The organism is Gilliamella sp. B2911 (genome assembly GCF_026536965.1).
Classification (GTDB): domain Bacteria; phylum Pseudomonadota; class Gammaproteobacteria; order Enterobacterales; family Orbaceae; genus Gilliamella; species Gilliamella apicola_E.
The window spans coordinates 116,328-142,069 of sequence record NZ_JAFNNA010000004.1 but is presented as its reverse complement, the minus strand read 5'-3'; the positions used below and the strand labels follow the sequence as shown (position 1 = coordinate 142,069).

The following is a 25,742-nucleotide window of genomic DNA, read 5'->3' as shown; positions in this document are numbered from 1 at the left end:
TGTCCCAAAAAACAATAAAAAACTACTAAGTATAGTTTTGCCTTTTACCCGCTTGAAGCGGCAGGGAATTCTGCCACATTATCATAATTATGCAAGCTAATTTTTATTATATTGACATTTAATTTAGTAAATTCTGGATTTAACCATTTAATATGAATTATTTCTGAACAATTCTTAATAAAAATAGATTTTTTAGACTCAAAGAAAGTGATTTATATTTAGGTTAAGCTCTCTATTATGAATAAGAATAAAAATAGATTAAACCAAGGTTATTTGCCTATAAAAATAAATCGCATTTTTAATTTCTGAAGAAAGGGAAATATTAAGGATTTGATTTAAAGTAATGAGAAAATATATTTATAGGAATATTATGGTTAAATACTTTTCTAATAATAGTGAAATTTTTATGTGATCCAATAATTGGCGTGTTAACAATTTTTTCAACTCCACATACGCATAAGCCAGTTAAAAGTACATTGTTAACGAGTAATAGAGAGTAAGCCTATTCTTTTCTTGTCAGTAGGCAAAATAAAAAAATTATTATATTTAAGGAAATTAAGGAAAACTAATGAAAAAAGTACAATTTGTTGTATTAACAGCATTATTATCGACGACGGCTTACGCTAATAATTGCGCTACCTATTTCGAACAAAAAGCTTTTGATAAAGCTTTTATTGCTTGTAACACTGATGCTGAGCAGGGAGATAAAGATGCTCAGTTTAATTTAGCATTTATGTATTACAACGGCGACGGCGTCGAAGAAAATACAGAAAAAGCACTAAATTGGCTTACTCAGGCAGCGGAACAAGGGGTTTCTATTGCGCAATATGGTTTATCACGCATGTATGAAGAAGGTGAGGGAGTCGAGGAAAACAGAGAAAAAGCACTATATTGGCTCACTCAAGCAGCGGAAGCCGGATCTGTTCAAGCACAATATGATTTATCCGAAAGGTTTGAACGTGAAAAATGGCTCACTAAAGCAGCAGAACAAGGATTTGTTGTTGCGCAATATGATTTAGGACAATATGGTAATAAAGAAAAATCGCTATATTGGTATACTAAAGCTGAGCAACAGGGGCTTATTTCTGCACAAATTGGATTAGCAAACATTTATAACTATGGGCTCGGTGTCGAAGTCAATCAAGAAAGAGCGGTGTATTGGTATACAAAAGCTGCGGAACAAGGGGATGGTTGGGCGCAATTAAAGTTAGCAAAGAGATATGACAAAGGAGACGGTGTTGAAGTCAATAAAGAGAAAGCAGTATATTGGTATACGAAAGCAGCAAAAAAAGGATTTGTTGAGGCGCAATATAATTTAGCAGTTTTGAATAATGAAGGTGACGATGTTATAGCAGAACTAGGTAAAAGGTTAGGTAGAAAAATCACTGGACCGGAATATGGAATTGCTCAAGCGCAATATCATTTAGCAGAAATGTATGACAAAGGTGACGGTCTCGAAGTTAATAAAGATAAAACGGTATATTGGCTCAGTAACGCAATGAAAAAAGAGCTTAGTCAAACACAATATCGTTTAGCACATATGTATGACAAAGGTGAAGAGATCGAAGTCGATAAAGAAAAAGCACTATTTTGGTATAAAAAATCTGTAGATAATGGTAACACTGAAGCAATGCATGATTTGGGCGTTATGTATTATAAAGGTGATGGTATTGAAAAAAATAGCGAGTTAGCTAAAAAGTATTTTGAACAAGCTTGTGAGCTAAAATTTAAAGAAAGTTGCGATATCCTTCACAAAGGAATCAAATAAACATTATTCATAAGTCATGCAAATTAGAAACATGTTAAAAGAACTGCCTCACATATTAAGGCAGTTCTTTTTTATACAGCTTTAAAATGTTATTTATTCTGTTAACACAATTACTTTTTTGATATAAATTAGCTTAACAATGACATTTTAATACGGCTCAAGATATTTGGTTGGCGTGTTAGTCATTTTATCAACTGCATATACCGATAAGCGATTTAAAAGTACATTGTTAACAAGTAATAGATAGTAAACGTATTTTTGTTCTTTTCTTGCCAGCAGACAAAATAAAAAAATTATTATATTTAAGGAAATTAAGGAAAACTAATGAAAAAAGTACAATTTGTTGTATTAACAGCATTATTATCGACGACGGCTTACGCTAATAATTGCGCTACCTATTTCGAACAAAAAGCTTTTGATAAAGCTTTTATTGCTTGTAACACTGAGGCTGAGCAGGGAGATAAAGATGCTCAGTTTAATTTAGCATTTATGTATTACAACGGCGACGGCGTCGAAAAAAATACAGAAAAAGCACTAAATTGGCTTACTCAGGCAGCGGAACAAGGGGTTTCTGTTGCGCAATATGGTTTATCACGCATGTATGAAGAAGGTGAGGGAGTCGAAGTCGATAAAGAACAAGCACTCTATTGGCTCACTCAAGCAGCGGAAGCCGGATCTGTTCAAGCACAATATGATTTATCCAATAGGTTTGAACGTGAAAAATGGCTCACTAAAGCAGCAGAGCAAGGATTTGTTGTTGCGCAATATGATTTAGGGCAACATGGTAATAAAGAAAAATCGCTATATTGGTATACTAAAGCTGAGCAACAGGGGCTTATTTCTGCACAAATTGGATTAGCAAACATTTATAACTATGGGCTCGGTGTCGAAGTCAATCAAGAAAAAGCGGTGTATTGGTATACAAAAGCTGCGGAACGAGGGGATGGTAGGGCGCAATTCGAGTTAGCAAAGAGATATGATAAAGGAGACAGTGTTGAGGTCAATAAAGAGAAAGCAGTATATTGGTACACGAAAGCAGTAAAAAAAGGATTTGTTGAGGCGCAGTATTATTTAGCAGTTTTGAATAATGAAAGTGACGATGTTATAGCAGAACTACGTAAGAGGTTACCTAGAAAAAGCGATGTACCAGAATATGGAATTGCTCAAGCGCAATATGATTTAGCAGAAATGTATGACAAAGGTGACGGTCTCGAAGTTAATAAAGATAAAACGGTATATTGGCTCAGTAACGCAATGAAAAAAGAGCTTAGTCAAACACAATATCGTTTAGCACATATGTATGACAAAGGATACGAGATCGAAGTCGATAAAGAAAAAGCACTATTTTGGTATAAAAAATCTGTAGATAATGGTAACACTGAAGCAATGCATGATTTGGGCGTTATGTATTATAAAGGTGATGGTATTGAAAAAAATAGCGAGTTAGCTAAAAAGTATTTTGAACAAGCTTGTGAGTTAAAATTTAAAGAAAGTTGCGATATCCTTCACAAAGGAATCAAATAAACATTATTCATAAGTCATGCAAATTAGAAACATGTTAAAAGAACTGCCTCATATATTAAGGCAGTTCTTTTTTTATATAGACTCAAAATGTTATTTATTCTGTTAACACAATCACTTTTTTGATATAAATTAGCTTAACAGTGACATTTTAATACGGCTCAAGATATTGGGTTGGCGTGTTAGTCATTTTATCAACTGCATATACCGATAAGCGATTTAAAAGTACATTGTTAACAAGTAATAGATAGTAAGCGTATTTTTGTTCTTTTCTTGCCAGCAGGCAAAATAAAAAAAATTATTATATTTTAGGAATTTAAGGAAAACTAATGAAAAAAGTACTATTTGTTGTATTAACAGCATTATTATCGACGACAGCTTACGCTAATAATTGCGTTACCTATTTTGAACAAAAAGCTTTTGATAAAGCTTTTATTGCTTGTAACACTGAGGCTGAGCAGGGAGATAAAGATGCTCAGTTTAATTTAGCATTTATGTATTACAACGGTTACGGTGTCGAAGAAAATACTGAAAAAGCACTATATTGGCTTACTCAGGCAGCGGAACAAGGGGTTTCTATTGCGCAATATGGTTTATCACGCATGTATGAAGAAGGTGAGGGAGTCGAGGAAAACAAAGAAAAAGCACTCTATTGGCTCACTCAAGCAGCGGAAGCCGGATCTGTTCAAGCACAATATGATTTATCCAGAAGGTTTGAACGTGAAAAATGGCTCACTAAAGCAGCAGAGCAAGGATTTATTGTTGCTCAATATGAATTAGGGCGGTCGTTCGATTTCGATAAAAATAGAAAAAAAGTGCTCTATTGGTACACTAAAGCTACTAAACAAGGGTTTGTTTATGCGGAGCACAGTGGTTTAACCTGGATGCTTGATCATGAAGGAAATAAAGAAAAAGCGCTATATTGGTATATGTTGTATTAACAGCATTATTATCGACCACGGCTTACGCTAATAATTGCGCTACCTATTTCGAACAAAAAGCTTTTGATAAAGCTTTTATTGCTTGTAACACTGAGGCTGAGCAGGGAGATAAAGATGCTCAGTTTAATTTAGCATTTATGTATTAGAACGGCGACGGCGTCGAAGAAAATACTGAAAAAACGCTATATTGGCTTACTCAGGCAGCGGAACAAGGGGGTTCTATTGCGCAATATGGTTTATCACGCATGTATGACGAAGGTGAGGGCGTCAAAGTTGATAAAAAAAAAGCATTATATTGGTACACAAAAGCAGCAGATAATGGTGACACTCAAGCAATGCATAATTTAGGTGTTATGTATTATAAAGGTGATAGAATTGAAAAAAATAGTGATTTAGCTAAAAAGTATTTTGAACAAGCTTGTGAGCTAAAATTTAAAGAAAGTTGCTATATCCTTCATAAAGGAATGAAATAAATATTATTTCTATATAAGGAGATATATGGTGTTGATATCTCGCCAGTGCTGATTTTTAAACTGACGGAATGAGTAAAACAACTCGTGTTAGAATGGTAATGCATAATCCTTTTAAAGTTTCAACGCTTCAGCTTATCTAATCGGTTCCGATATTATGACAGTAATACCGGAACCAATATAAGCCAAGATCCCATAAAACTAAAAGGAAGCTAACCAAAGTTTATGCTTATACGCATGATTATAATACTCTCGTTAATCCCTTCGGGGACGGTCTTTTAATATCTAGAAAAGCTATGGATATATTAATTAGAATGGGTATTGGTGAGTTGAAAAAGATAATAAAGAAAGTTTTGGTTGGAGCATCTAAAGGCGTTGGTTTCAAAGAAACTATCTTCATAGCACCAGAAGATTTAAATTTAAAAATAGAGGGATAGGCATAATGGAAAAATTTTTCTTTTAATTCAAGTTTTGTTTTTCTCGTTCGTTAGTCTCAAAGGAACAAGTTTTGATGTAGATGATATGCAAATGTCTAATTTTAAAAATGTATGTTGATAATTATGATGTGGTAAATACAACAAAAGGATATAATTTGCTCAAAAGACAATGTGCAAGTTCTATGTATAGTGCATCTTAAGCAGCAGGTATAATGAAATGAAAATCTTTAAGGTAATTTCAGTTATAACTTTTTTAATAATATCTTTGTTATTTACGTGCTCATTTACTAGCCCTAAGTTTTATATAAAATCCTATCAATATGATAAAATTGAAGATGAGGATTCTTTAACATTAAAAATTTTTGCTAAAGTTGATGAAAAAGAGTATGGTTATATTCATATCTCAAAACAATATGTAACTTTCAGATATTATTATAATTTATCTAATTTTAATAAAGGTGCTACATCGGTAGAAAATATTATTTTTGATTATAAGGATAATCATTTTCTCGTCATAAATAAAAGTAATAATAAATTAATCTTAAACATTGAATGCGATAAAGATATATATATCAAAGCAAATAACTATTTAATAGAAAAGAAGAAACAAATTAAAGATGAGGGTTCTAGATCCAGTAAAGATATTTTTTTAGGACGTTAACCATAAATAAATACTGAAAACTAGAAATAAACCAGTCAACTTTTCAGGCTTATTTTTCAAGAAGAGTAACTCAAAGTAGAGGTTAAATAGCGCCGCCTACAAATTCATAATACCTTTCTAAGAAAAATTTTTATTAGAATATAATAATGGACAACAGTTCATTTATTGCTAACTAAGTGTTATGCATTACTTAAATGATTAAAAAATAGCTTTTGTAATTTTTTACGGTTTATTTTTCCAATACTTGTCATAGGTAGTTCGTCGATAAAAATGATTTTTTTGGGCATCTGATAACGGGCTATTTTTGATTTAAGCCAGTCCTGTATTTTAGTTTCGGATTGTTCGGTATTAGGATTTAAAACAATAAAGGCGACCAATCTTTGCCCGAATTCTTCATCCGGCACACTTATCACTGTTACATCATTAATTTCCGGATGAGTTGATAAGCAGTGTTCAAGTTCATATGGATAAACATTTTCACCACCTGAAACAATCATATCATCAACTCGACCTGCTAAAAAGTAATAACCGTCAGCATCTTGATAGACTAAATCTCCTGTTGAAACCCAATAGTTGCCTACAGTTGACCAAGCACATTTAATAAACAGCTCATGGTGTTTTTGTGATGCATTGTTTTGCTTCTGTAATTTAGTTGATAATCCTCTCAGCGGTTTACCAATGGTTTCAGGTTTGATAGAGAGATCATCGGGCGAGGCAATCATGCAAATACCTGCTTCTGATGTGCCATACAAATTGAATAATATCTTTCCAAGCGTAGTAATGACTTGATCAACTAATATTGCTGTAATTGGCGCTCCTCCGGTAATAATACATTTTAAACTAGTGAGTTGATGTTTAGAGCATTTCAACATCCTATTTAACATTAAAGGAACAAGTGTGACCACCTCTATTTGGTTACTCGCAATTAACCCACATGCTTTTTGACTATCAAATTTTTTTGTTAAAAACATTGTTGCACCTAATAACACAGCGATACATAAACTTGCCATGCCAAACCCATGATAAATAGGCGTTGCAATATAGATTTTTTGATAACGGAAAAGATTTAGTTTCACCAGTAGTTGACAAAATGGACTAATAAAATTTTGTGCCTTACTATCGCGTGCTGCTAATTTAAAACGGCCTGTTGTGCCACTCGTTAAAACAGTAATTTTTGAGAAGTGGGTCGTTTTAATTTTTACATCAATTGTCGAGGTCGAAACTAATAGAGAGTGAATTGACATAAGGCTTTCATGATAAATGGGTAAGCTTTTTACATTTGATAAACACGCTATTTCTGGATCGTGAATTATCCAGTCAAAACCGACATTTTCGTGAATGGACTTAAGTTGATTTGTCGACAGTTCAGTATTGATAAGATAAACATCAACGCCTAATCTTGTCATAGCAAATAAAGTATGAACTAAGAGTAGGTGGTTGTGCGCTATAATAGCGACTTTTTGATGACGCTTTATTTTAAAATTAATTGCTAATTGTTTGGCAAGGTGCTGAGATTGATTAAAAAGGGTACGATAATCAGTGCCAGTGCCGTTCTCATCGATAGCAATTTGGTTAGGAGAAAGTTTTTGACGAACATAAAGCAACGCCATTAAATTGATACCAACAATATGAATGCTATTTAATAAGTGCCAAATGCCTAATAAAGTTAATAATTTCTTTTTATACAGCGCTTTAATAAGTTTTATCATAGCTTTTTCTTCAAAAAATAACGGTTCAATTTAACCCAAATATTATTAAAAAATAATGAGGCAAGTTGAACTATGATAGTCCACCATGGTTTATATTGATGTTTTTTTGTTTGTAATAAACGACAGATTATGGCTGCAGCTTTATCAGCTTGTAAGGCAGGAAATCTCTTATAAATCTTAGTAGGTTCAATCATTCGTGTTTTAACAAGAGGTAAATAAGCTGTTGAAACATTGATTTTCTGATTTTCCAATTCTGGCCTTGCACAGCTTAACCATTGGTCAAAGGCCGTTTTTGAGGCTTGATAAGCAGCCCAATTAGCCGTTGGGGCTAAAAGTACGTTTATGGCAGAAACATTAATAATTTGCCCTTGATTACGCTGTAATTGGGGAATTAACGCCAAGCAGAGTTTGACCGGTGCATAATAATTTAACTTCATCGTTCTATCAAAATCATGCATACGTGATAATGATTGCAGTATTGACCGACAAATTGATTTGCCAGCATTATTGATTAAGATATCAACAGAGTATCGCTGTAAATTAGTAATTAAATTATCCAATTGTTCCGATTCGCGCAAATCAACCGAAAATATATCAATCTTAGCTTTTTTGTGAGCTAATGACTGCTGTATATTTATTAATTTATCATGTGTTCTAGCGACTAAAATAAGATGACATTGAATATTGGCTAAAAGATTAACCAGACTTTCACCAATTCCATAGCTAGCGCCGGTAATGACAATCACTTTATTTTCTAATTGGCATTTTAATTTTGAATAATTAGGCTTAACGATTGGAAAGAGTACACAATTAAGAAGATTTGAGGAGTTGAACATTTTTGTACTGCCGGTAAACAATTGCGCATAGTATAAGGTAAACATTCAATCAGTCAACAAGTTAATGTTTTTTAAAATAAGTTGATTTTAAAGTTTATATCTAAATAAAAAACAGACCTTCCTTAAGAAACTTGAAATTATTGTATTAATTTCTAACTGTCAGTATTTCAAGCAAGTTATTTATTAGATTGCTTTTCCCCTATTAAAAATTTTGCTGCATCAGAGTTGAATGTAAAGCTTAATAAACTTGAAGATTATTCTTTTAAACGTTCAAGTATTATTATCTGCTGAAAACAAATGATTGCTTAAACCCTTGATGATGCTTTAAATTGTAATAACATTACTCCATATTTCACTGATTTATAAATCTTTGATTATGCAATTCGAATGCAAGCTTTACTTTTCAATGCAGCACAAATTTTAAAAGCCAGCATGTTATCTTAATATTTGATAATTGGTTAAGTACATGTGAGATTTTTAGAATGTTATTCTCAACATCTAGAATTTTTACTTCTTTTATAACGCAATAATTGGTTGCTGCTCAGCAGTTAATTTTTATCAACTAGTTTTATTCGGTGTGATAATTTGCTATTGAAAGTAATGATTACTTTAATCATCAATAAATTTTAAATATTTCATATTTGTGAGCAAGATCAAATTATTTAATCAAAAAATTAAGTGTCAATAAAAAATGAACGTTATATATTTGTTTTGTATATCTTTATTTTACTAAAATTTTATACTAAATAATTATCAAGAGGACTTATTTATGGCTTTAATTCCGGTTATTCCCGTCGAACTAACTGATAATCTTGCTCAAGATAAATCATTAGTGATCAAATTAATGGCAGAAAACAGTAACGAGTATTTAAACAATGTCACACAATTTTTCCAAGATCTTATGAATCATGAAAAAGAAATGGATACAGATGTACTAACAGATATTGCTTTGCCTCATGCTAAAAGTGGCGCAGTGAAAACACCATTTATTGTGGTAGGTAAGTATAATCCAGGAATAATTTGGAATAATGAAAATAAAGTTAAGTTAGTGGTAATGATTGGCGCTCCACAAAATGCGGATAAAGAGCATTTGACAATAATTGCTAAATTGGCATCTAATTTGGCTGATGATGATTTTATTGAAGAACTGTTAAATAGTGATATTCAAACTGTAGCAAAATTAATTCGAGGTTTATATGAGTAAAGAATCGCTAAAAAATAAAAAAATTGTGGCCATATGTGCCTGTACAGCGGGTATGGCTCATACTTATATTGCTAAACAAAAAATTGAAAATGAAGCTAAAAAGCGAGGATGGGATTGTAAGGTCGAAACACAAGGCGCAGCAGGGATTGATAATGTTTTAACAGAACAAGATTTAAAAAGTGCTGATGTGATTTTGTTAGCAACAGATATTTCTATTGATAATGCTGAAAGGTTAGAACCTTTTAAAAATGTGATTAAGGTCAGCACCGGTGAAGCGGTTAAAAACACGGTTAATATTTTTAACAATGCTGAAGCACTATCATCAAAAAAAGAAGTTAAGGAGAGTATTGGAAAAGAAATATTTAGGTCATTAAATACCGGTATCAGTAAATTTTTACCAGTTATTATTGCTTCAGGTATTCTTTTTTCAATAGTGTTAATGACAGGTCATGTAACTGGTGACACTATTTTACCAAGTAATCAATTCTTTGCCGATTTACAGCAAGTTGCGTTTTATGGCTTTGCAATGATGGTACCTGTGCTTGCGGCATATATGGCTTATTCGATTGGTGGAAATGCCGCTTTAGCTCCAGCATTTATTATGGGATATGTAGTAAATAATCCAATTGGTGCTAATCATGTAAGTACAGGCTTTATTGGTGCTATGATTTTCGGTGTTTTAATTGGTTATTTTGTAAAATGGTTTAAAACAGTTAAAGTCCATCCAGTTATTGCCTCGGTTATGCCTGTTATGATTATTCCAACTGTGACCTTATTAGTTATGGCTCCTATTTATATTTATGGCTTGTCATATCCGCTTGATTGGTTTGTAAAAGCAATGGTCGAAACTTTAAAAGGCATGTCTGAATTTAACGCAGCATTTTTAGGTATAGGAATTGGTGTTCTTGCAGCGCTAGATATGGGCGGACCATGTAGTAAAGCAGCTACAGCCTTTACATTAGCAGCTATGGCAGAAGGTGTTTACGGTCCTAATGGTGTATTTCGTATGTGCTGTGCAATTCCTCCTTTAGGATTGGCTATTTCTTCTTTGATTGTGTCTCGCTCTAAATATACTAAGGAAGAAAAAGAGTTTGGTATTACTGCGTTCTTTTTATCCCTAGCTGGTATTACAGAAGGGGCGATTCCATTTGCGGCTAAAGATCCAAAACGCATTATTATTGCGATCGTTGTTGGTACAGCAGTTGCGGGAATGTTAGGCATGATTAATGGTATTGATTCATTAGTTGCATTTGGTGGTTTAGTTGCGTTAGGTGGTGTAACCAAAGGTGCATTATGGTATGTCATTGATATGTTTATCGGAGCATTTATTATTGCTGCGATTTTACATTTTTCTCGAAAACCAGCAGTGGAAGGCGATGTTATCGTTGATGCTGATTAATCATTGAAAAATTACCCCGACTAATAGGCGGGGTAATAAATTTTTTTAACGATTATTAGGCGTGTTGATAAACTGTTTTCCCTCCAACAATCGTAGTTAATACTTTGACATTTTGAATATCCGTTGCTGCAATGGTAAATGGATTACGATCTAAAATAATTAAATCTGCAAATTTTCCTTTTTCTATAGAGCCTATATAATCATCTTGTTTTAACACATAAGCGGCGCCAATTGTTGCACAGCGTAGGACTTCGGTCGCTGTTAAGTTGCGGTCACTATTTAAACGAGGGTGCTGTGCATCAATTTGTCTGGTCATGGCAATTTGGAAATCATACCATTCATTAAGTGGATCAATTGGCCAATCGCTACCAAACGCACAAGTGACTCCAGCATCTATATACTGACCGTGGGCTTCTAAACCATTATAGCGTTCGGCTCCAAATAAGGTTTCGTATTGTTCTACCATTGCTGAGCTACAGCCAGCCCATTGGAATGAAAATACTACACTGGTTTTCAATTGTTTATAACGTGCAAATTGATGCATTGCACTGAGTTCATTATGTGCAGTACTTGGACGAATATCCGCATCTGGTAGTGTTTTTCGCATTTTTTCAATCGCGTTAAGAACAACTTCAATTGCTCCTTCGCCAACAGTATGCATGTGAGGATGAAATCCAGCTTTAGATGATTCGAGTATTAATGCATCTAACATCTCTGTTGAATAATATAGATCACCGAGACGATCTTTTTCATTTTCTAATTGATAAGGTTTTAGTAAGCGAGCTGTCATTAATGGTGCTTGCATCACTCCATCGACAAATAATTTGGTATGCGATACTTTTATACCTGGCTTAGGTTGCCAGTTTTTATCATCATAACGCTTAGCAAATTGTTTAACGCGATCAATAACAGCAGGAATATCTTCAATAGAACCGACATCATCAGGTGGTAATTCACGTGCACCAAATAAACGTATTGAGAGCTGATCTTGTTGTTGTAATTTTAGATATGCATCGGCTTGTGTTTCAGTGATGCGTGCATCCATAACTGACGTTACACCTTGCTTATTTAATTCAGTTTGTGATAATTTAGCTATGTTTACTGCTTGTTCATCGGTAATTTTAGAGATGCTGTCAAACGCGCGCATAGCAGGGGCATCTTCTAATATACCGTTTAATTCGCCATCTTCAGTGCGTCCAATTTTTCCATCAGAAGGCTCTGGCGTATTACGGTCAAGTCCAAATTTTTCTAAAGCAATGCTATTTGCAACAAGCGTATGACAATCATTTGAAAACAGAATTACAGGGCGCGTGGTATTAAGTTTATCAAGATCAAAGCGGGTAATGTCGGTTCCGATTGGTAACACTTCTTGGCGTAACCAGCCACGAACTTGTAACCAATTTTTACTATTGTCTGCGGAATCATTATCTAAATATTCTTGAATAATGGCTAAGGTAGTATCAACAGTTAAACTTTGATAATTTAAATTACATGATGATAATTGCATACCGCCCCAAAAGGTATGTAGATGAGCATCAATTATGCCAGGCATCATTGTTTTACCTAGTAGATCATGAATTATTGTACAATTATCAACATATTGGGAGTTATTTATCTCTTGTGTGGTACCAGTTGCAATAATATAGCCATTTTTAATTGCAAGCGCTTCACAAACGGTATCATGCTCGTCAGCAGTGTAAATGTAACCATTAATATAAATAACATCGGCTTTTGCCATTATTTGTAATTCCTTAAGTAGAAGTTCAAAATGATAGGCGAACGATAGCAGATTTATAAAAAATTTGTCAAATGCAATAATTTTCTTTATTGTGTGTCAAGATTATGCTACAACTAACGTATTTAGTTACAGCGTCACAAGGTGAGCTTATGAAATATCAACAATTAGAAAACCTTGAATGCGGTTGGAAGTGGCACTATTTAGTAAAAAGACATTTAGAAGGGGAGCCTATCACTCGTTATGTTGAAAAGAGTGCAGCTCAACAAGCCGTAAATGAACTATTGTTATTAGAACACAAACCGACAGCCGTCGTTGATTGGATTAAGCAGCATTTAAATCCCGATTTAGATAACCGCATGAAGCAAACCATTCGGGCGCGACGAAAACGACATTTTAATGCCGAGCAGCAAAATACACGTAAAAAGTCTATTGATTTAGAATTTCTAGTCTGGCAAAGATTAGCTAATTTAGCTAAACGCCGGGGATGTACGTTGTCACAAACAATTACACAATTAATTGAAGATGCAGAGCAAAAAGAGCAGTATGCAAGTAAAGTGTCGACAATTAAAGATGATTTACTGTCATTACTTGATGTTAATTTAGACAGTAAATAACTTAAACTACAGGATAAATAGGTTTAATTATGGGAAAATCCCTTGTTATTGTGGAATCACCAGCAAAAGCAAAAACAATTAATAAATATCTTGGCAAAGATTTCGTGGTTAAATCAAGCGTGGGGCATATTCGAGATCTTCCAGTTAGTGGTAGTAGCCACCGCAATGAAAAAACCAGCAAAGATAAAGCCGAGAAGAAAGTAAAACGATCTGAAAAGCAGATCTTAGTCGATCGTATGAGTGTCGATCCTTATAATGGTTGGAAAGCTCATTATGAAATTTTACCCGGTAAAGAGCGGGTAGTTGATGAGCTTAAAAAGTTAGCCAAAGATGCGGATATGATTTATCTCGCAACCGACTTGGATAGAGAAGGGGAAGCCATCGCGTGGCATCTAAAAGATGTTATTGGTGGTGATGATGATAAATATCGACGTGTTGTATTTAACGAAATCACTAAAACTGCGATTCAAAATGCGTTTAAGCATCCTGCTATGCTTGATATGGATCGTGTTAATGCTCAGCAGGCACGCCGATTTATGGACCGCGTAGTTGGTTTTATGGTGTCGCCATTACTTTGGAAAAAAGTAGCAAGAGGTTTGTCAGCTGGTCGAGTCCAATCCGTTGCGGTACGATTAGTTGTTGAACGTGAACGTGAAATCCATGCCTTTATTCCTGAAGAATATTGGGAGCTCTATGCTGACTTAAAAACAACTAATCAAGAAAAACTAACTATGCAAGTTACGCATTATAAAGATGATGCGTTTGAACCGAAAGATCGGGTTGCTATTGATATTGCTTTAGCAGAGCTAAATAATAAACAATATCAAGTAACCAATATTGAAGAAAAGCCAACTAAAAGTAATCCAACTGCGCCATTTATTACGTCGACTTTACAACAAGCTGCAAGTACTCGCCTTGGCTTCGGGGTGAAAAAGACAATGATGTTAGCACAGCGTTTATACGAGGCAGGTTATATTACTTATATGCGTACCGACTCTACAAATTTGAGTCAAGACGCATTAACGATGGTCCGAGATTATATTGGTGAAAATTATGGTGATAAATATCTACCAAAATCACCGAATGTTTATACCAGTAAGAAAAACTCACAAGAAGCGCACGAAGCTATTCGTCCTTCTGATGTTAATATACAAGCTACAAGTCTGAGTGATGTTGAGGTTGATGCTGTTAAGTTATATCAACTAATTTGGCGTCAATTTGTTGCTTGTCAAATGACATCAGCTGAATATAACTCAATTACTGTTACTGTTAAAGCTGGGGATTTTACTTTAAAAGCAAAAGGTCGTACTTTACGTTTTGATGGTTGGACAAAAGTACAATCTCAGTTGAGTAAAAACAATGAAGATAAAATGTTACCCGCTGTATCTGTCAACGATATTTTAGAGTTACTTAGCTTAAATCCAGATCAACATTTTACTAAACCACCTGCTCGTTACAATGAAGCTTCTTTAGTAAAAGAGTTGGAAAAACGAGAAATTGGCCGTCCTTCTACTTATGCAACGATCATTTCAACTATTCAAGATCGTGGATATGTACGATTAGATAATCGTCGTTTTTACGCAGAAAAAATTGGTGAAATTGTTACCGATAGATTAAGTGAAAATTTTAATGATCTTATGAGTTATGATTTTACCGCTCGTATGGAACATGCACTTGATGAGATCGCTAATAAAAAACAAGAATGGCGCGAAGTTTTAGATCAATTTTTTGAAGATTTTAGCCAGCATCTTGAAATCGCTGAACAAGATCCAGATCATGGTGGAATGCAATTAAATCCTTTAGTTTTAACACCAGAAATTAAATGTCCTAATTGTGGTCGTGAAATGGGGATTAAAACTGCAGGAACCGGCGTGTTTTTAGCTTGTTCTGGTTATGCATTACCGCCAAAAGAGCGTTGTAAGCAGACAATTAACTTAATTCCAGAACATGAAACCTTAAACATTTTGGAAGAAGCTGAAACAGCTGAAACCAACGCTTTAAGAGCACTTAAGCGTTGCCCTAAATGTCATACCGCTATGGATAGTTATCTGCTTGATAATGAGCGTAAGCTACATATTTGTGGTAATAATCCTATTTGTGATGGTTCTTTGGTTGAAAAGGGTACATTTAAAGTAAAAAGTTATGATGGGCCCATTATCGAATGTGAAAAATGTGGATCAGAAATGCACCTTAAATCAGGTCGTTTTGGACTCTATATGGGCTGTACTAATCAAGATTGTAAAAATACACGTAAAATCTTGAAAAATGGTGATGTGGCTCCTCCTAAAGAAGATCCAGTTGATTTGCCTGAATTACAATGTACTAAATCAGATGCACATTTTGTCCTTAGAGATGGTGCATCAGGTATATTTTTAGCAGCGCATAATTTCCCAAAATCACGGGAAACTCGTGCACCATTAGTTGAAGAGTTACAACGCTTTAAATATCGTTTACCAGAAAAATTTATTTATTTAACTGAAGCACCAAGCCATGATCCAAATGGTAATCCAAGTATTGTTCGTTATAGCCGAAAGAATAAAGAACAGTATGTTACTTCTGAAGTTAACGGCAAATCTACTGGTTGGGTCATGCAATATGTTCATGGTAAATGGGTTAATAGTAAAAAATAGGTAATAACACTTAATCATTTTATAAAGAATAGCTCAGGTTCAGTAGCTGTTTAATATAAAAAGCCGTTTTTGTGGTAAGGTGTGAAGGGAATTACCTTAAAAAACCCCTTTCCTCAAGTTTTTTTTGAGAAAAGGGAAAGGTATATAGTTAAAGGAGCCTTTGTCATGAAGTTGCAACAGCTGCGTTATATTGTTGAGGTTGTTAATAATGATCTCAATGTATCGCTTACCTCTGAAAAACTTTATACCTCTCAACCTGGAATAAGTAAGCAGATTAAATTATTGGAAGATGAGCTAAATGTACAAATCTTTACCCGTGTAGGTAAACATCTTTCAGAAGTTACACCAGTTGGTGAGCAGATTATAGCTTTAGCCCGTGATATTTTGAATAAAGCACAAGATATTAAAATTTTAGCTAAAGAGTTTAGTCAACCAAATCAAGGCTCATTAACGATAACAACCACTTATACTCAAGCTCGTTATACTTTACCTCTTGTTATCCAACAATTTATGCAACAGTACCCGAGTATCACTCTTCATATGGAACAAGGGTCATCTCCTCAATGCCTGATGCAAGTACAAACTGGACAAGCTGATTTTGCTATCGTGACCGATTTATCAGATCTTAGTGATGATATGATTGCATTACCTTGTTATCATTGGAACCAAGCTGTCATTGTCATGAAAGATCACCCTTTAGCTAAAAGCAGTTTAGTTACAATTGATGAGCTATCTAAATATCCATTAGTTAGTTATGATTTTTCTAATGATGGTTCCGATCTTAATCAGGCATTTATTAAAGCTAATCAAGTCCCAAATATTGTATTTAGCACTACTGATGCTGATTTGATTAAAACCTATGTCAAATTAGGTGTTGGTGTTGGCATTGTGGCTAAAATGGCGGTTGATGAAAGTTCAGATTGTGAATTTGTGGTGCTAAATGCCGGCCATATATTCCCTTACAGTACAACTTATATCGTCTTTGCGCGATCTCTGTTCTTGCGTAATTATATGTATGATTTTATTAGTCAATTTTCTCCACATTTAAATAGACAAACAATAGATAAAATTAGTCTTTGTGAAAACAATGTAGCAGTGCAAGCTATGTTTAATGGAGTTAAATTACCTGTTAGATAAATCGATAGGTCATTTTGAAATGTATTTTAAGAAACCAAGCTCAAAGATTGTGCCTCGCTTGGTTTCTTTTTAATATTATTTATGTCTAGCTTTTAAAATGCCAATCACATCTTGGAGTGGTAGATTTTGATCCTGTAGTAAGACTAATAGATGGTAAATCAAATCTGCCGATTCATTTTTCAATTCTTCTTTATCTCGTACAGTGGCAGCAAGGGCTGTTTCTACACCTTCTTCTCCGACTTTCTGAGCAATACGCTTAGTACCATCATGATAGAGTTTTGCAGTATAAGAGGTGTTAGGATCAGCTTGCTTACGAGAGCCAAGTAATTGTTCTAAATCGTATAGAAAGCCCCATTCAGTTTTAGAATTCTTAAAGCAGCTGTTTGTTCCAGTATGACAAGTTGGTCCAATCGGATTGACTAAAATTAACAGCGTATCGTTATCACAATCGGTTGAGATATTAACCACGTTTAAAAAGTTGCCTGAGGTTTCGCCTTTGGTCCATAAACGTTGTTTAGTTCGAGAATAAAACGTTACTTTTCCGCTACTTAGAGTTTGAGCTAAAGCTTCCTGATTCATATAACCCAGCATGAGCACTTCACCAGAAATATAATGCTGAATAATAACTGGCATTAAATTATCGATTTTTTGCCAATCAAGTGATTTTGTATCTATCTGTATTTGGGAATGTTGAGTTAACATAATCGTATTTCTACTCCATGTTGAGCTAAATATTGTTTAAGTTCGCCAATATTAATAATTTGTTTATGAAAGACTGAAGCCGCTAAAGCACCATCAACATTAGTTTCTTTAAAAGCTTGTAAAAAATGCTCCATAGTACCCGCACCGCCAGAAGCAATCAGTGGTACTTGGCAAACTTCTCTAATCGTTTTAAGTTGCTTAAGATCATAACCATTACGAACACCATCTTGGTTCATCATATTCAATACAATTTCACCGGCACCTCGCTTTTGGACCTCTTGAACCCAATCAATTGTATTCCATTTGGTGGCTACAGTTCGCTTTTCATCACCGGTAAATTGATAAACGTGATAACTATCTGAATCTTTATCATACCAAGTATCAATCCCTACCACGATACATTGCACACCAAAGCAATCAGCTAATTGAGTAATCAAGTTTGGGTTAGCTAAAGCAGGGGAGTTAATTGAAATTTTATCTGCTCCATAAGTTAAAATCTGCCCAGCATCTTCAACCGTTTTTATACCACCAGCAACACAAAAGGGTATGTCAATAACTTGAGCAACTTTAGCCACCCAACTTTTATCAACCACACGCCCATCAGATGAAGCAGTGATATCATAGAAAACCAGTTCATCTGCACCTTCTTCCGCATAGCGTTTAGCTAATGGTACAATATCACCAATGATTTCGTGATTACGGAATTGCACGCCTTTAACAACTTGACCATTACGAACGTCCAAGCAAGGTATTATCCTTTTTGCCAACATGAAATTGCCTCCTGAACTGTAAATTTACCTTCTAGTAATGCCCGACCCACAATGACACCAGCAACACCACTGTCTTTTAAGTCCTTTACATCGTTCAACTGTCCGATTCCACCAGAAGCTTGAAAATCAATAGTTGGGTATTTTTTGCTAATTTCTTGATACAAGCTTATGTTAGAACCAGTTAATGTACCATCTTTTGAAATGTCAGTACAAAGGACATGTTTTAAGCCATAAGGTAAGTAATCCTCAATTACTTGTTCTAAAGTTTGCTTAGAATCTTCTTGCCAGCCATGAATAGCGACATTTTTATTGCCATATTTGTCAATACGAACATCCAATGCTAATACCAAAGATTCAGGTCCATAATTTTCAAACCATTTTTTTACTAATTTGGGATCTTTAATTGCAGTTGAACCGATAACAACTCGTGCTGCACCAGCAGAGAGAAGGGCTTTAACATCATCTTCACTGCGAATTCCTCCTCCAACTTGTACTGGAACTTGGACACCATTAATCAGTGTTTTAATTAATGTGATTTGCCGAGCTTTTGGATCTTTAGCACCTGTTAAATCAACTAAATGTAGTAATTTAGCTCCTTGCCTCTGATAGTCTTGTAATCGAGTTAAAGGATCATTACCATAATCACGTTTTTGTTCATAATCACCCTGGTGTAATCGAACCACAGTGCCATCAATTAAATCAAGAGCAGGAATAATAATAGGGTAAACTGCCATTTTTACATCTCCAAAAAGTTCTTTAGTAATTTTGCACCGGCTGAGCCAGAACGCTCTGGATGAAATTGCACACCGTAAAAGTTGTCTTTTTGTACGGCAGCTGTAAAGCTTTCGCCGTAATTGGTTTCTGCGATAGTTGATGAGCATAATGGTAAGGCGTATCCATGTACAAAGTAAAAATAAGCACCATTAGGAATATCTCGGAATAAATGGTGGCCAGCTTTAGGGTTAACTTGATTCCACCCCATATGCGGTAGTGGTAGTCCACAATCAGGAATTTCAGAGACTTTTTCGTGAATGATACCTAACGTATGGACATGCCCTTCATTACTATAATCGGCCAAAAGTTGCATACCAAGGCAGATGCCTAATACAGGTTGGGTGCAAACTTTTATCAGCTCGATTAAATTCCGTTCTTTTAACTTTTTCATTGCTGCAGATGCGGAACCCACACCCGGTAAAAAGAGTTTATCCGACTCAAGCACAATATCAGGTTCAAGACTAATAATTGGATTATAGCCTAGTCGTTGTATTGCGTATTTTACTGATGAAAGATTTGCACAGCCTGTATCGAGAATGACAATTTTCATCTATAGCACTCCTTTCGAACTAGGTAATCTATCACTTTCAATTTTAATTGCTTGTTTAAGTGTTCGAGCAAACGCTTTAAATAAGCTTTCGATTCTATGATGATCATTATTTCCCAATGTTTCAATATGTAAGGTGATCCCCATAGCATAAGTTAAAGAGTAGAAGAAATGCTCTACCATTTGTGTACTCATATCTCCAACTTTAGGATCACTAAATTGTGCCGAAAATACAAGGTAAGGCCGACCAGAAATATCTATTGCACATTTTGCTAAACATTCATCCATTGGAATAACTGATGCATAGCGTGTGATTCCACGTTTATCTCCAAGAGCTTGTTTTAGCGCTTCACCTAAAGCAAGGCCAGTATCTTCAATGGTGTGATGATCATCAACATGAAGATCACCTTCAACTTGGATATTGAGTTTAATGCCACCATGAGTAGCAATTTGATCGAGCATATGGTCAAAAAAACCAATACCTGTATTAATTTGGCTACCACCTTGTCTATCTAACCAAACCTCAACTAAAATCTTAGTCTCTTTGGTGTTTCTTTCGACTTTTGCATAACGATCTGCTGTGGTTAAACGTTGAGCTATTTCGTTCCAATTAAGATTTACTGGATCATAACGTAACCCTTTTATTTGCATATTTTCTGCAAGCTGGATATCAGTGACCCTGTCACCAATTACATAGCTATTTTGTTTGTCTAAGTTGCCATTCATTAAATAAGGAAGCACCAGTTTTAGTTTAGGTTTACGGCACTCACAATTGTCCTCAGGAAAATGTGGACAAATTAAAACTTCTTCAAATCTGACGCCTTGTGATTCAAATATTTGCATCATTAAGTTATGAGGGCCATCAAATTTGGCTTGTGGATAGCTGCTGGTGCCTAAACCATCTTGATTGGTCACCATAACTAATTTATAACCAGCAGCTTGTAATTTAAGTAATGCGGGTATCACATTAGGTTCAAATTCAAGTTTTTCGAAACTATCAACTTGAAAATCGATAGGAGGTTCAACAATTAATGTTCCATCACGATCGATAAATAAATATTTTTGTAACATACTTGCTCCTATATTATGACTTTAAGTGCTGTTATTACTGCTTCACATTCAGCTTGAGTACCAATCGAAATTCGAACAAAACCATCTTGACCAATTGATTTACTTTGGTCACGCAATATAATGCCTTCATTCCAAAGTTTATGAAATACATCCTTATTACTCTGAAATTTAACACATAAATAATTTGATTCACTAGGATAAACTTTTTCGACTATAGGCAGTGCTGAAAGATGCTTAGCCAGCTTTTCTTTTTGATTATTCAGATTGATGACATGCAATCTCATCGTATTAATACCATCTTTACTCAATGCCTGAGTGGCAATGTCAGCTACAGGTGTAGCTAATGGATATGGAGCGATCACTTTTTGTAACGCGTCGATTACTGGCTTATTAGCTAAAGTAAATCCACAACGTAAGCCGGCAAGTGCAAATGCTTTTGATAAGGTGCGTAAAATCACTAAGTGAGGAAAGTCTTTAAGCCAACTGACTACCGTTGAATTAGGCGAAAACTCAATATAAGCCTCATCAATCACAACTAGCGCTCGATCTTCGGCTATATTAAGTAATGTTTTAATATCATCTTGATTGATTAAATTACCAGTTGGATTATTTGGTGAACAAACATAGATTAATTTAACACTATCAATATTTTGCTTAATTCCTTCAAGATCAAGTTGCCAATCTGATTTGGTCGGTACAGTTTTAGTTTTTATTCCTAAAGTTTCAGCACTGACTTGATACATACCATAAGTTGGTGGACAGTAAAGTATTGTATCTGTATCAGGTTCACAAAAAGCACGCATTAATAGCTCTATCGCTTCGTCAGCACCGCGGCTAACTATCACTTGATCAGGTCGAACTCCTGCATACTGCGCATAACCATTTATAACATGTTCAGGCTGTGCTTCTGGATAACGGTTTAATGTTTGTTCTGTTAACTGATAATTGGGGGCAACAGGGTATTCATTGGCATTTAACCACACGTCACCTTTACCACCAATACGTCTGGCTGATTGATAAGGTGTCAACTTTTGTACGTTTTTTCTGACTAATTGATTAATATCCATTTTATCCACCTATTATTTATTATCAGCATTAAGTTTAGCTAAGCGAATCGTTACCGCATTTTTGTGTGCAGTCAGTTGCTCAGCTTGTGCCATTAGCTCAACTGCTGTACCTATCGCTTTCAATCCATCAGGCGTTAATTTTTGTACAGTCATCCGTTTTTGAAAATCTGGTAACCCGAGGCTTGAATAAGTTGAGGTATAACCATAAGTAGGTAATACATGATTTGTACCTGATGCATAATCGCCAGCAGACTCTGGTGACCAATCACCGATAAATATTGAACCGGCACTATTAATTTTATCAACCAGTTGATCCGCATTTTTAGTTTGAATAATTAAATGCTCAGGCCCATAACGGTTGCTGATATCTACACATTCTTCTAAATCGTTGGTTACAATAAGTCGGCTTTCTTTCAACGCTTTTTCAGCAATATCTTGGCGCGATAGTTGCATAAGTTGTTTATCAACCTCAATCGAAACTTCCTGTGCAATCTTCTCATCAGGAGTAAGTAGTACCACTTGTGAATCCGGTCCATGTTCAGCTTGAGAAAGTAAATCAGCAGCTATAAAAGATGGATTAGCAGAACTATCGGCGATGACCAATACTTCAGAAGGGCCTGCTGGCATATCAATAGCTGCACCATCAAGACGTTGGCTTACTTGACGTTTGGCTTCAGTAACATAAGCATTACCAGGGCCAAATATTTTATCGACTTTTGGAACTGACTCGGTACCTAATGCCATTGCAGCAATCGCTTGTGCCCCACCTAGTTGATAGATTTCTGTTACACCGCAAAGTTCAGCTGCATACAAAATTTCATCAGCAATTGGGGGAGGTGAGCATAAAATCACTTTACGACAACCAGCAATTTTAGCTGGAATAGCGAGCATTAAAACAGTTGATAATAAAGGAGCAGAACCTCCTGGTATATAGAGACCAACAGAATCAATAGGTCTAGTGACTGACTGGCATTTGATACCAGGCATAGTTTCAACTGTTATGGTCTGTCTTACTTGTGCCTGATGAAATTTTTCAATATTGCTTACAGCCAATTGCATTGCCTGTTTTAAATCCGATTTGACACGACTAGTTGCTGTTTTTATCTCATCTTCAGTTAATTTAATTTGATTGGTTTGAGTTTTATCATATTTACTACTCAATGCTTTGAGGGCTTGGTCACCATTTTGTTTAACCTGTGTCAAAATATCTTTAACCACTTGGCTAATAGAATCTGAGGCAGCAATTGCCGGGCGAGTTAATAATTCTGCTTGCTGTTCTTTAGAACAATTTTGCCAATAAGAAAGCTTCATTTGATTACTCCATCATTTTTTCAATTGGTAATACAAGGATTGAACTAGCACCTAATGCTTTTAGTTTTTCCATGGTTTCCCAGAATAATGACTCAGTACTAACCATGTGTAATGCTACCCGATTTTGCTCACCGGTTAATGGTAAAATAGTTGGATTTTCTGCACCAGGTAATAGCGAAACAACTTGATCTAAAACTGCTGTTGGAGCGTGAAGCATAATATATTTAGATTCACGAGCTTGAATTACACCTTGAATTCGAGTCATCACTTTATCGATTAGGGCTTGTTTAGTGCAGGACATTTCACCTTCACGTTGAATTAAGCATGCTTTAGATTTATAAATGACTTCTATTTCTTGTAAACCATTGGCCTCAAGAGTTGCACCACTTGATACCAAATCACAAATTACATCAGCTAAACCAGCTCGAGGAGCCACTTCAACAGAACCATTAAGCAAACAAGTTTTAAAACTTACATTATATTGAGAGAGATAACGGCGGAGTAGGTGAGGATAAGTTGTTGCTACACGCAAATTATTTAAGCACTCAGGACCTGTATAGTTAAAGTCACGAGGGGCGGCAATAGATAAACGACATCCTCCAAAATCAAGTCTACGTAATTTTTTATATTGTGGATTATAACCTTCAGCTTGCCTATCTAGAACTTCTTCTTCTAAAACATTTTCGCCCACAATACCAATATCAACTACGCCATCAATCACAAGGCCTGGTATATCGTCATCACGAACGCGTAAAATATCAATTGGCATATTTTCAGCGAAAGCAATTAGACGTTGCTCTTGTAGATTAATTTTGATACCACACTGAGCTAGTAATTTTTTTGACTCATCACTTAAACGTCCTGATTTTTGCATTGCTATACGTAAACGTGAATTATCCAACATGTTATTCTCCCTAAATAAAATTATTAACCACAAACAAAAAACCCTCGGAAGTTTGATCTTCCGAGGGTTCTCTATTTGCTTTTGCGAAATCACCGGAAGACCATTTGTCTTCCAGCACCAATCGCCCGAAGACTATTCAGGAATGATGGTGATGATGGTGTTTAGTCATACAAAAACAATTCATAAAAATTAAAACCTTTAAATTTAACTGTTGTACAAAATATAACAGAAACGATTAATGAGCAATATCTTTTTGTTAATTTATTGAAATAAATTGTAAGCAAGCGATTATTATTAACCATAATGACTTATCAAATATAAATATTTAATCATTTATTTTTACGATTAATTATAAGATTTGTTTTAACTTATGGCTGACTTTATAACGACTATAATCAGCAATTTTATTTAAGAAGTTCTCTAGACTATTATTTTCAAAGTGGCAGACAATCATATAACAACCATCACCAGTAATTTTGTAAAATTCGGAAACCTCATCAAAAGATTTTACTAACTTTTCAAACGATTCAAATTGATTTGAATTCATATAAATAGTAATAAATTGTAATTGAGATTTTTGCTCTTTAATGGTGAATTTTTCGATAATATGATTATTTAATAACTCTTGCACACGTTGACCAACTGCTTGGCTTGACAAGAATACCTTCTCTCCAATCTCTCGCCAAGATTGACGACTATTCTCTTTTAACTCATTTAATATAGCGCGATCTTTTTTATCCATATTTTCATTTTGAAAGCGAACTGCTGTTAATTCCTTCAATTTACTATGTTATTTAAAAGTTAATACCTGCAGAATAATAACATAAAACATTATAAAGGAGAGCAAAATGACGCAAGCATTAATAATTATTGATGTGCAAAATGATTATTTCCCTGAGGGAAAATACCCATTAAATAATACCGAACAGACGTTGAAGTATATTTTAAAGTTACAAAATTATTTCCGTCAAAAGCAATTGCCGATTATTTATATACAGCACATTAATCAAGATGTTAATGCCGCTTTTTTTGTAAAAAATAGCTACGGAAGTCAGTTACATTCTAAATTACTTCCTCTTGAAGAGCATAATGAATTTATTGTTCAAAAAGCATATCCAAATAGCTTTTACCAAACTCATTTACAACAGAAGTTAGAGCAATTAGGTATATCACAATTAGTGATTTGTGGAATGATGAGTCACATGTGTGTTGATTCCACCACTCGTTGTGCATTTGAACTAAATTATCAACCAATTTTGATTCATGATGCTTGTACTACTCGTGATCTTAGCTTTAATGGCAATATAATTGCTTCTCAAGTAGTTCATGATAGTTTTATGTCTGCATTAATGAAGTTTGCAACAGTAATGAAGTGTGAATCGTTTATACAAAAAATTTAATGAAGTGAATAACTGAAATACTATCTTAAACTTTAATAATTGAAATAAAAATTCTTATTTTTGACATTAATATTTATCTGTGATAATACTAGCTGATATCAAAATAATTTGATATTAATTATTCTGTTAGA

Annotated in this window: 25 protein-coding genes, 1 pseudogene and 1 other annotated feature; of the genes and pseudogenes, 14 read left to right on the top strand and 12 right to left on the bottom strand. The window is 34.7% G+C overall.

Translation table 11 applies throughout. The features are described 5' to 3' along the window. Positions 1 to 568: 568 nt before the first annotated feature. From J3U27_RS05470 to J3U27_RS05440, 8 genes and pseudogenes are all read left to right on the top strand, one after another. Positions 569 to 1,768: a tetratricopeptide repeat protein gene (locus J3U27_RS05470; RefSeq protein ID WP_267377026.1), complete on the top strand. Its 1,200-nt coding sequence runs from the start codon at positions 569 to 571 to the stop codon at positions 1,766 to 1,768. A gap of 324 nt (positions 1,769 to 2,092) precedes the next feature. Next, positions 2,093 to 3,292 (top strand): tetratricopeptide repeat protein, encoded by a 1,200-nt coding sequence (locus J3U27_RS05465; RefSeq protein WP_267377025.1) that lies wholly within the window; start codon positions 2,093 to 2,095, stop codon positions 3,290 to 3,292. Positions 3,293 to 3,618: 326 nt separating this feature from the next. Then, entirely contained in the window at positions 3,619 to 4,230 is a 612-nt protein-coding gene (locus J3U27_RS05460) for a tetratricopeptide repeat protein (protein ID WP_065563485.1), read from the top strand. After that, positions 4,212 to 4,376 carry a hypothetical protein gene (locus tag J3U27_RS05455; protein WP_176701545.1) on the top strand — a complete coding sequence of 55 codons (165 nt, stop codon included), beginning with the start codon at positions 4,212 to 4,214 and terminating at the stop codon, positions 4,374 to 4,376. Before J3U27_RS05460 ends, J3U27_RS05455 begins: the two co-directional genes overlap by 19 nt. Positions 4,377 to 4,382: 6 nt before the next feature. Further along, a pseudogene (locus tag J3U27_RS11645) lies at positions 4,383 to 4,544 on the top strand (tetratricopeptide repeat protein); the annotation flags it as partial. A 21-nt stretch (positions 4,545 to 4,565) separates the two neighbouring features. Further along, positions 4,566 to 4,703 (top strand): SEL1-like repeat protein, encoded by a 138-nt coding sequence (locus J3U27_RS11640; RefSeq protein WP_081299558.1) that lies wholly within the window; start codon positions 4,566 to 4,568, stop codon positions 4,701 to 4,703. Between the two features lie 293 nt (positions 4,704 to 4,996). Beyond that, positions 4,997 to 5,137, top strand: coding sequence for a hypothetical protein (locus tag J3U27_RS05445; RefSeq protein ID WP_267330298.1), 141 nt, complete (start codon positions 4,997 to 4,999; stop codon positions 5,135 to 5,137). Positions 5,138 to 5,354: 217 nt separating this feature from the next. Next, positions 5,355 to 5,798: a hypothetical protein gene (locus J3U27_RS05440; RefSeq protein WP_267377024.1), complete on the top strand. Its 444-nt coding sequence runs from the start codon at positions 5,355 to 5,357 to the stop codon at positions 5,796 to 5,798. Positions 5,799 to 5,977: 179 nt separating this feature from the next. On the opposite strand, the gene J3U27_RS05435 is transcribed toward J3U27_RS05440, so the two are convergent. Together J3U27_RS05435 and J3U27_RS05430 are read right to left on the bottom strand one after the other, a co-directional pair. Next, the gene (locus J3U27_RS05435) at positions 5,978 to 7,507 is read right to left on the bottom strand and encodes an AMP-binding protein (RefSeq protein WP_267377023.1); all 1,530 of its coding nucleotides are present in this window, start codon (positions 7,505 to 7,507) and stop codon (positions 5,978 to 5,980) included. After that, complete coding sequence (locus J3U27_RS05430) at positions 7,504 to 8,343, bottom strand: SDR family NAD(P)-dependent oxidoreductase (protein ID WP_267377022.1); 840 nt, start codon at positions 8,341 to 8,343, stop codon at positions 7,504 to 7,506. Before J3U27_RS05430 ends, J3U27_RS05435 begins: the two co-directional genes overlap by 4 nt. A gap of 769 nt (positions 8,344 to 9,112) precedes the next feature. On the opposite strand from J3U27_RS05430, the gene J3U27_RS05425 reads away from it, so the two are divergent. Together J3U27_RS05425 and J3U27_RS05420 are read left to right on the top strand one after the other, a co-directional pair. Continuing rightward, entirely contained in the window at positions 9,113 to 9,547 is a 435-nt protein-coding gene (locus J3U27_RS05425; RefSeq protein ID WP_267377021.1) for a PTS sugar transporter subunit IIA, read from the top strand. Beyond that, entirely contained in the window at positions 9,540 to 10,946 is a 1,407-nt protein-coding gene (locus J3U27_RS05420) for a PTS fructose transporter subunit IIC (RefSeq protein WP_267377020.1), read from the top strand. Before J3U27_RS05425 ends, J3U27_RS05420 begins: the two co-directional genes overlap by 8 nt. 55 nt (positions 10,947 to 11,001) lie before the next feature. Here J3U27_RS05420 and J3U27_RS05415 read toward each other — a convergent pair whose 3' ends face one another. Beyond that, positions 11,002 to 12,684, bottom strand: coding sequence for an amidohydrolase (locus J3U27_RS05415; protein WP_267377019.1), 1,683 nt, complete (start codon positions 12,682 to 12,684; stop codon positions 11,002 to 11,004). Positions 12,685 to 12,833: 149 nt separating this feature from the next. On the opposite strand from J3U27_RS05415, the gene matP reads away from it, so the two are divergent. The 3 genes from matP to cysB all read left to right on the top strand — a co-directional run bounded on the left by matP (position 12,834) and on the right by cysB (position 17,065). Continuing rightward, on the top strand, positions 12,834 to 13,298 hold the full coding sequence (gene matP, locus J3U27_RS05410) for a macrodomain Ter protein MatP (protein ID WP_065563479.1): 465 nt from the start codon (positions 12,834 to 12,836) through the stop codon (positions 13,296 to 13,298). A gap of 29 nt (positions 13,299 to 13,327) precedes the next feature. Further along, entirely contained in the window at positions 13,328 to 15,928 is a 2,601-nt protein-coding gene (gene topA / locus J3U27_RS05405; protein WP_267377018.1) for a type I DNA topoisomerase, read from the top strand. Positions 15,929 to 16,093: 165 nt separating this feature from the next. Further along, positions 16,094 to 17,065: an HTH-type transcriptional regulator CysB gene (gene cysB, locus J3U27_RS05400; RefSeq protein ID WP_267336883.1), complete on the top strand. Its 972-nt coding sequence runs from the start codon at positions 16,094 to 16,096 to the stop codon at positions 17,063 to 17,065. Between the two features lie 75 nt (positions 17,066 to 17,140). On the opposite strand, the gene hisIE is transcribed toward cysB, so the two are convergent. The 9 genes from hisIE to J3U27_RS05355 all read right to left on the bottom strand — a co-directional run bounded on the left by hisIE (position 17,141) and on the right by J3U27_RS05355 (position 24,953). After that, entirely contained in the window at positions 17,141 to 17,767 is a 627-nt protein-coding gene (gene hisIE / locus J3U27_RS05395; RefSeq protein ID WP_267377017.1) for a bifunctional phosphoribosyl-AMP cyclohydrolase/phosphoribosyl-ATP diphosphatase HisIE, read from the bottom strand. Further along, positions 17,761 to 18,537 carry an imidazole glycerol phosphate synthase subunit HisF gene (gene hisF / locus J3U27_RS05390; RefSeq protein WP_065734876.1) on the bottom strand — a complete coding sequence of 259 codons (777 nt, stop codon included), beginning with the start codon at positions 18,535 to 18,537 and terminating at the stop codon, positions 17,761 to 17,763. The genes hisIE and hisF overlap by 7 nt, the downstream gene beginning before the upstream one ends. Beyond that, entirely contained in the window at positions 18,519 to 19,256 is a 738-nt protein-coding gene (hisA, locus tag J3U27_RS05385; RefSeq protein WP_416380543.1) for a 1-(5-phosphoribosyl)-5-[(5-phosphoribosylamino)methylideneamino]imidazole-4-carboxamide isomerase, read from the bottom strand. Before hisA ends, hisF begins: the two co-directional genes overlap by 19 nt. Positions 19,257 to 19,273: 17 nt before the next feature. Further along, complete coding sequence (gene hisH, locus J3U27_RS05380) at positions 19,274 to 19,861, bottom strand: imidazole glycerol phosphate synthase subunit HisH (RefSeq protein WP_065563474.1); 588 nt, start codon at positions 19,859 to 19,861, stop codon at positions 19,274 to 19,276. After that, on the bottom strand, positions 19,862 to 20,929 hold the full coding sequence (gene hisB / locus J3U27_RS05375; protein WP_065563473.1) for a bifunctional histidinol-phosphatase/imidazoleglycerol-phosphate dehydratase HisB: 1,068 nt from the start codon (positions 20,927 to 20,929) through the stop codon (positions 19,862 to 19,864). Between the two features lie 8 nt (positions 20,930 to 20,937). Continuing rightward, positions 20,938 to 21,996, bottom strand: coding sequence for a histidinol-phosphate transaminase (hisC, locus tag J3U27_RS05370; protein WP_267377015.1), 1,059 nt, complete (start codon positions 21,994 to 21,996; stop codon positions 20,938 to 20,940). 12 nt (positions 21,997 to 22,008) lie between these two features. After that, the gene (gene hisD, locus J3U27_RS05365; RefSeq protein ID WP_267330307.1) at positions 22,009 to 23,307 is read right to left on the bottom strand and encodes a histidinol dehydrogenase; all 1,299 of its coding nucleotides are present in this window, start codon (positions 23,305 to 23,307) and stop codon (positions 22,009 to 22,011) included. A gap of 4 nt (positions 23,308 to 23,311) precedes the next feature. Continuing rightward, positions 23,312 to 24,211 (bottom strand): ATP phosphoribosyltransferase, encoded by a 900-nt coding sequence (gene hisG / locus J3U27_RS05360; RefSeq protein WP_065563470.1) that lies wholly within the window; start codon positions 24,209 to 24,211, stop codon positions 23,312 to 23,314. A gap of 32 nt (positions 24,212 to 24,243) precedes the next feature. Continuing rightward, positions 24,244 to 24,369, bottom strand: a sequence feature (His leader region). A gap of 191 nt (positions 24,370 to 24,560) precedes the next feature. Next, positions 24,561 to 24,953: an Lrp/AsnC family transcriptional regulator gene (locus tag J3U27_RS05355; protein ID WP_065563469.1), complete on the bottom strand. Its 393-nt coding sequence runs from the start codon at positions 24,951 to 24,953 to the stop codon at positions 24,561 to 24,563. A 106-nt stretch (positions 24,954 to 25,059) separates the two neighbouring features. Here J3U27_RS05355 and J3U27_RS05350 point away from each other — a divergent pair, with 106 nt between their 5' ends. Beyond that, entirely contained in the window at positions 25,060 to 25,611 is a 552-nt protein-coding gene (locus J3U27_RS05350) for a cysteine hydrolase family protein (RefSeq protein WP_065734872.1), read from the top strand. Positions 25,612 to 25,742 lie beyond the last annotated feature (131 nt).

What these genes read in the sequence shown, in the direction of transcription:
- J3U27_RS05470 (WP_267377026.1), top strand. Translation starts at nt 569, where the DNA reads ATGAAAAAAGTACAATTTGTTGTATTAACAGCATTATTATCGACGACG.
- J3U27_RS05465 (WP_267377025.1), top strand. Translation starts at nt 2,093, where the DNA reads ATGAAAAAAGTACAATTTGTTGTATTAACAGCATTATTATCGACGACG.
- J3U27_RS05460 (WP_065563485.1), top strand. Translation starts at nt 3,619, where the DNA reads ATGAAAAAAGTACTATTTGTTGTATTAACAGCATTATTATCGACGACA.
- J3U27_RS11640 (WP_081299558.1), top strand. Translation starts at nt 4,566, where the DNA reads ATGCATAATTTAGGTGTTATGTATTATAAAGGTGATAGAATTGAAAAA.
- J3U27_RS05445 (WP_267330298.1), top strand. Translation starts at nt 4,997, where the DNA reads ATGGATATATTAATTAGAATGGGTATTGGTGAGTTGAAAAAGATAATA.
- J3U27_RS05440 (WP_267377024.1), top strand. Translation starts at nt 5,355, where the DNA reads ATGAAAATCTTTAAGGTAATTTCAGTTATAACTTTTTTAATAATATCT.
- J3U27_RS05435 (WP_267377023.1), bottom strand. Translation starts at nt 7,507, where the DNA reads ATGATAAAACTTATTAAAGCGCTGTATAAAAAGAAATTATTAACTTTA.
- J3U27_RS05430 (WP_267377022.1), bottom strand. Translation starts at nt 8,343, where the DNA reads ATGTTCAACTCCTCAAATCTTCTTAATTGTGTACTCTTTCCAATCGTT.
- J3U27_RS05425 (WP_267377021.1), top strand. Translation starts at nt 9,113, where the DNA reads ATGGCTTTAATTCCGGTTATTCCCGTCGAACTAACTGATAATCTTGCT.
- J3U27_RS05420 (WP_267377020.1), top strand. Translation starts at nt 9,540, where the DNA reads ATGAGTAAAGAATCGCTAAAAAATAAAAAAATTGTGGCCATATGTGCC.
- J3U27_RS05415 (WP_267377019.1), bottom strand. Translation starts at nt 12,684, where the DNA reads ATGGCAAAAGCCGATGTTATTTATATTAATGGTTACATTTACACTGCT.
- matP (WP_065563479.1), top strand. Translation starts at nt 12,834, where the DNA reads ATGAAATATCAACAATTAGAAAACCTTGAATGCGGTTGGAAGTGGCAC.
- topA (WP_267377018.1), top strand. Translation starts at nt 13,328, where the DNA reads ATGGGAAAATCCCTTGTTATTGTGGAATCACCAGCAAAAGCAAAAACA.
- cysB (WP_267336883.1), top strand. Translation starts at nt 16,094, where the DNA reads ATGAAGTTGCAACAGCTGCGTTATATTGTTGAGGTTGTTAATAATGAT.
- hisIE (WP_267377017.1), bottom strand. Translation starts at nt 17,767, where the DNA reads ATGTTAACTCAACATTCCCAAATACAGATAGATACAAAATCACTTGAT.
- hisF (WP_065734876.1), bottom strand. Translation starts at nt 18,537, where the DNA reads ATGTTGGCAAAAAGGATAATACCTTGCTTGGACGTTCGTAATGGTCAA.
- hisH (WP_065563474.1), bottom strand. Translation starts at nt 19,861, where the DNA reads ATGAAAATTGTCATTCTCGATACAGGCTGTGCAAATCTTTCATCAGTA.
- hisB (WP_065563473.1), bottom strand. Translation starts at nt 20,929, where the DNA reads ATGTTACAAAAATATTTATTTATCGATCGTGATGGAACATTAATTGTT.
- hisC (WP_267377015.1), bottom strand. Translation starts at nt 21,996, where the DNA reads ATGGATATTAATCAATTAGTCAGAAAAAACGTACAAAAGTTGACACCT.
- hisD (WP_267330307.1), bottom strand. Translation starts at nt 23,307, where the DNA reads ATGAAGCTTTCTTATTGGCAAAATTGTTCTAAAGAACAGCAAGCAGAA.
- hisG (WP_065563470.1), bottom strand. Translation starts at nt 24,211, where the DNA reads ATGTTGGATAATTCACGTTTACGTATAGCAATGCAAAAATCAGGACGT.
- J3U27_RS05355 (WP_065563469.1), bottom strand. Translation starts at nt 24,953, where the DNA reads ATGGATAAAAAAGATCGCGCTATATTAAATGAGTTAAAAGAGAATAGT.
- J3U27_RS05350 (WP_065734872.1), top strand. Translation starts at nt 25,060, where the DNA reads ATGACGCAAGCATTAATAATTATTGATGTGCAAAATGATTATTTCCCT.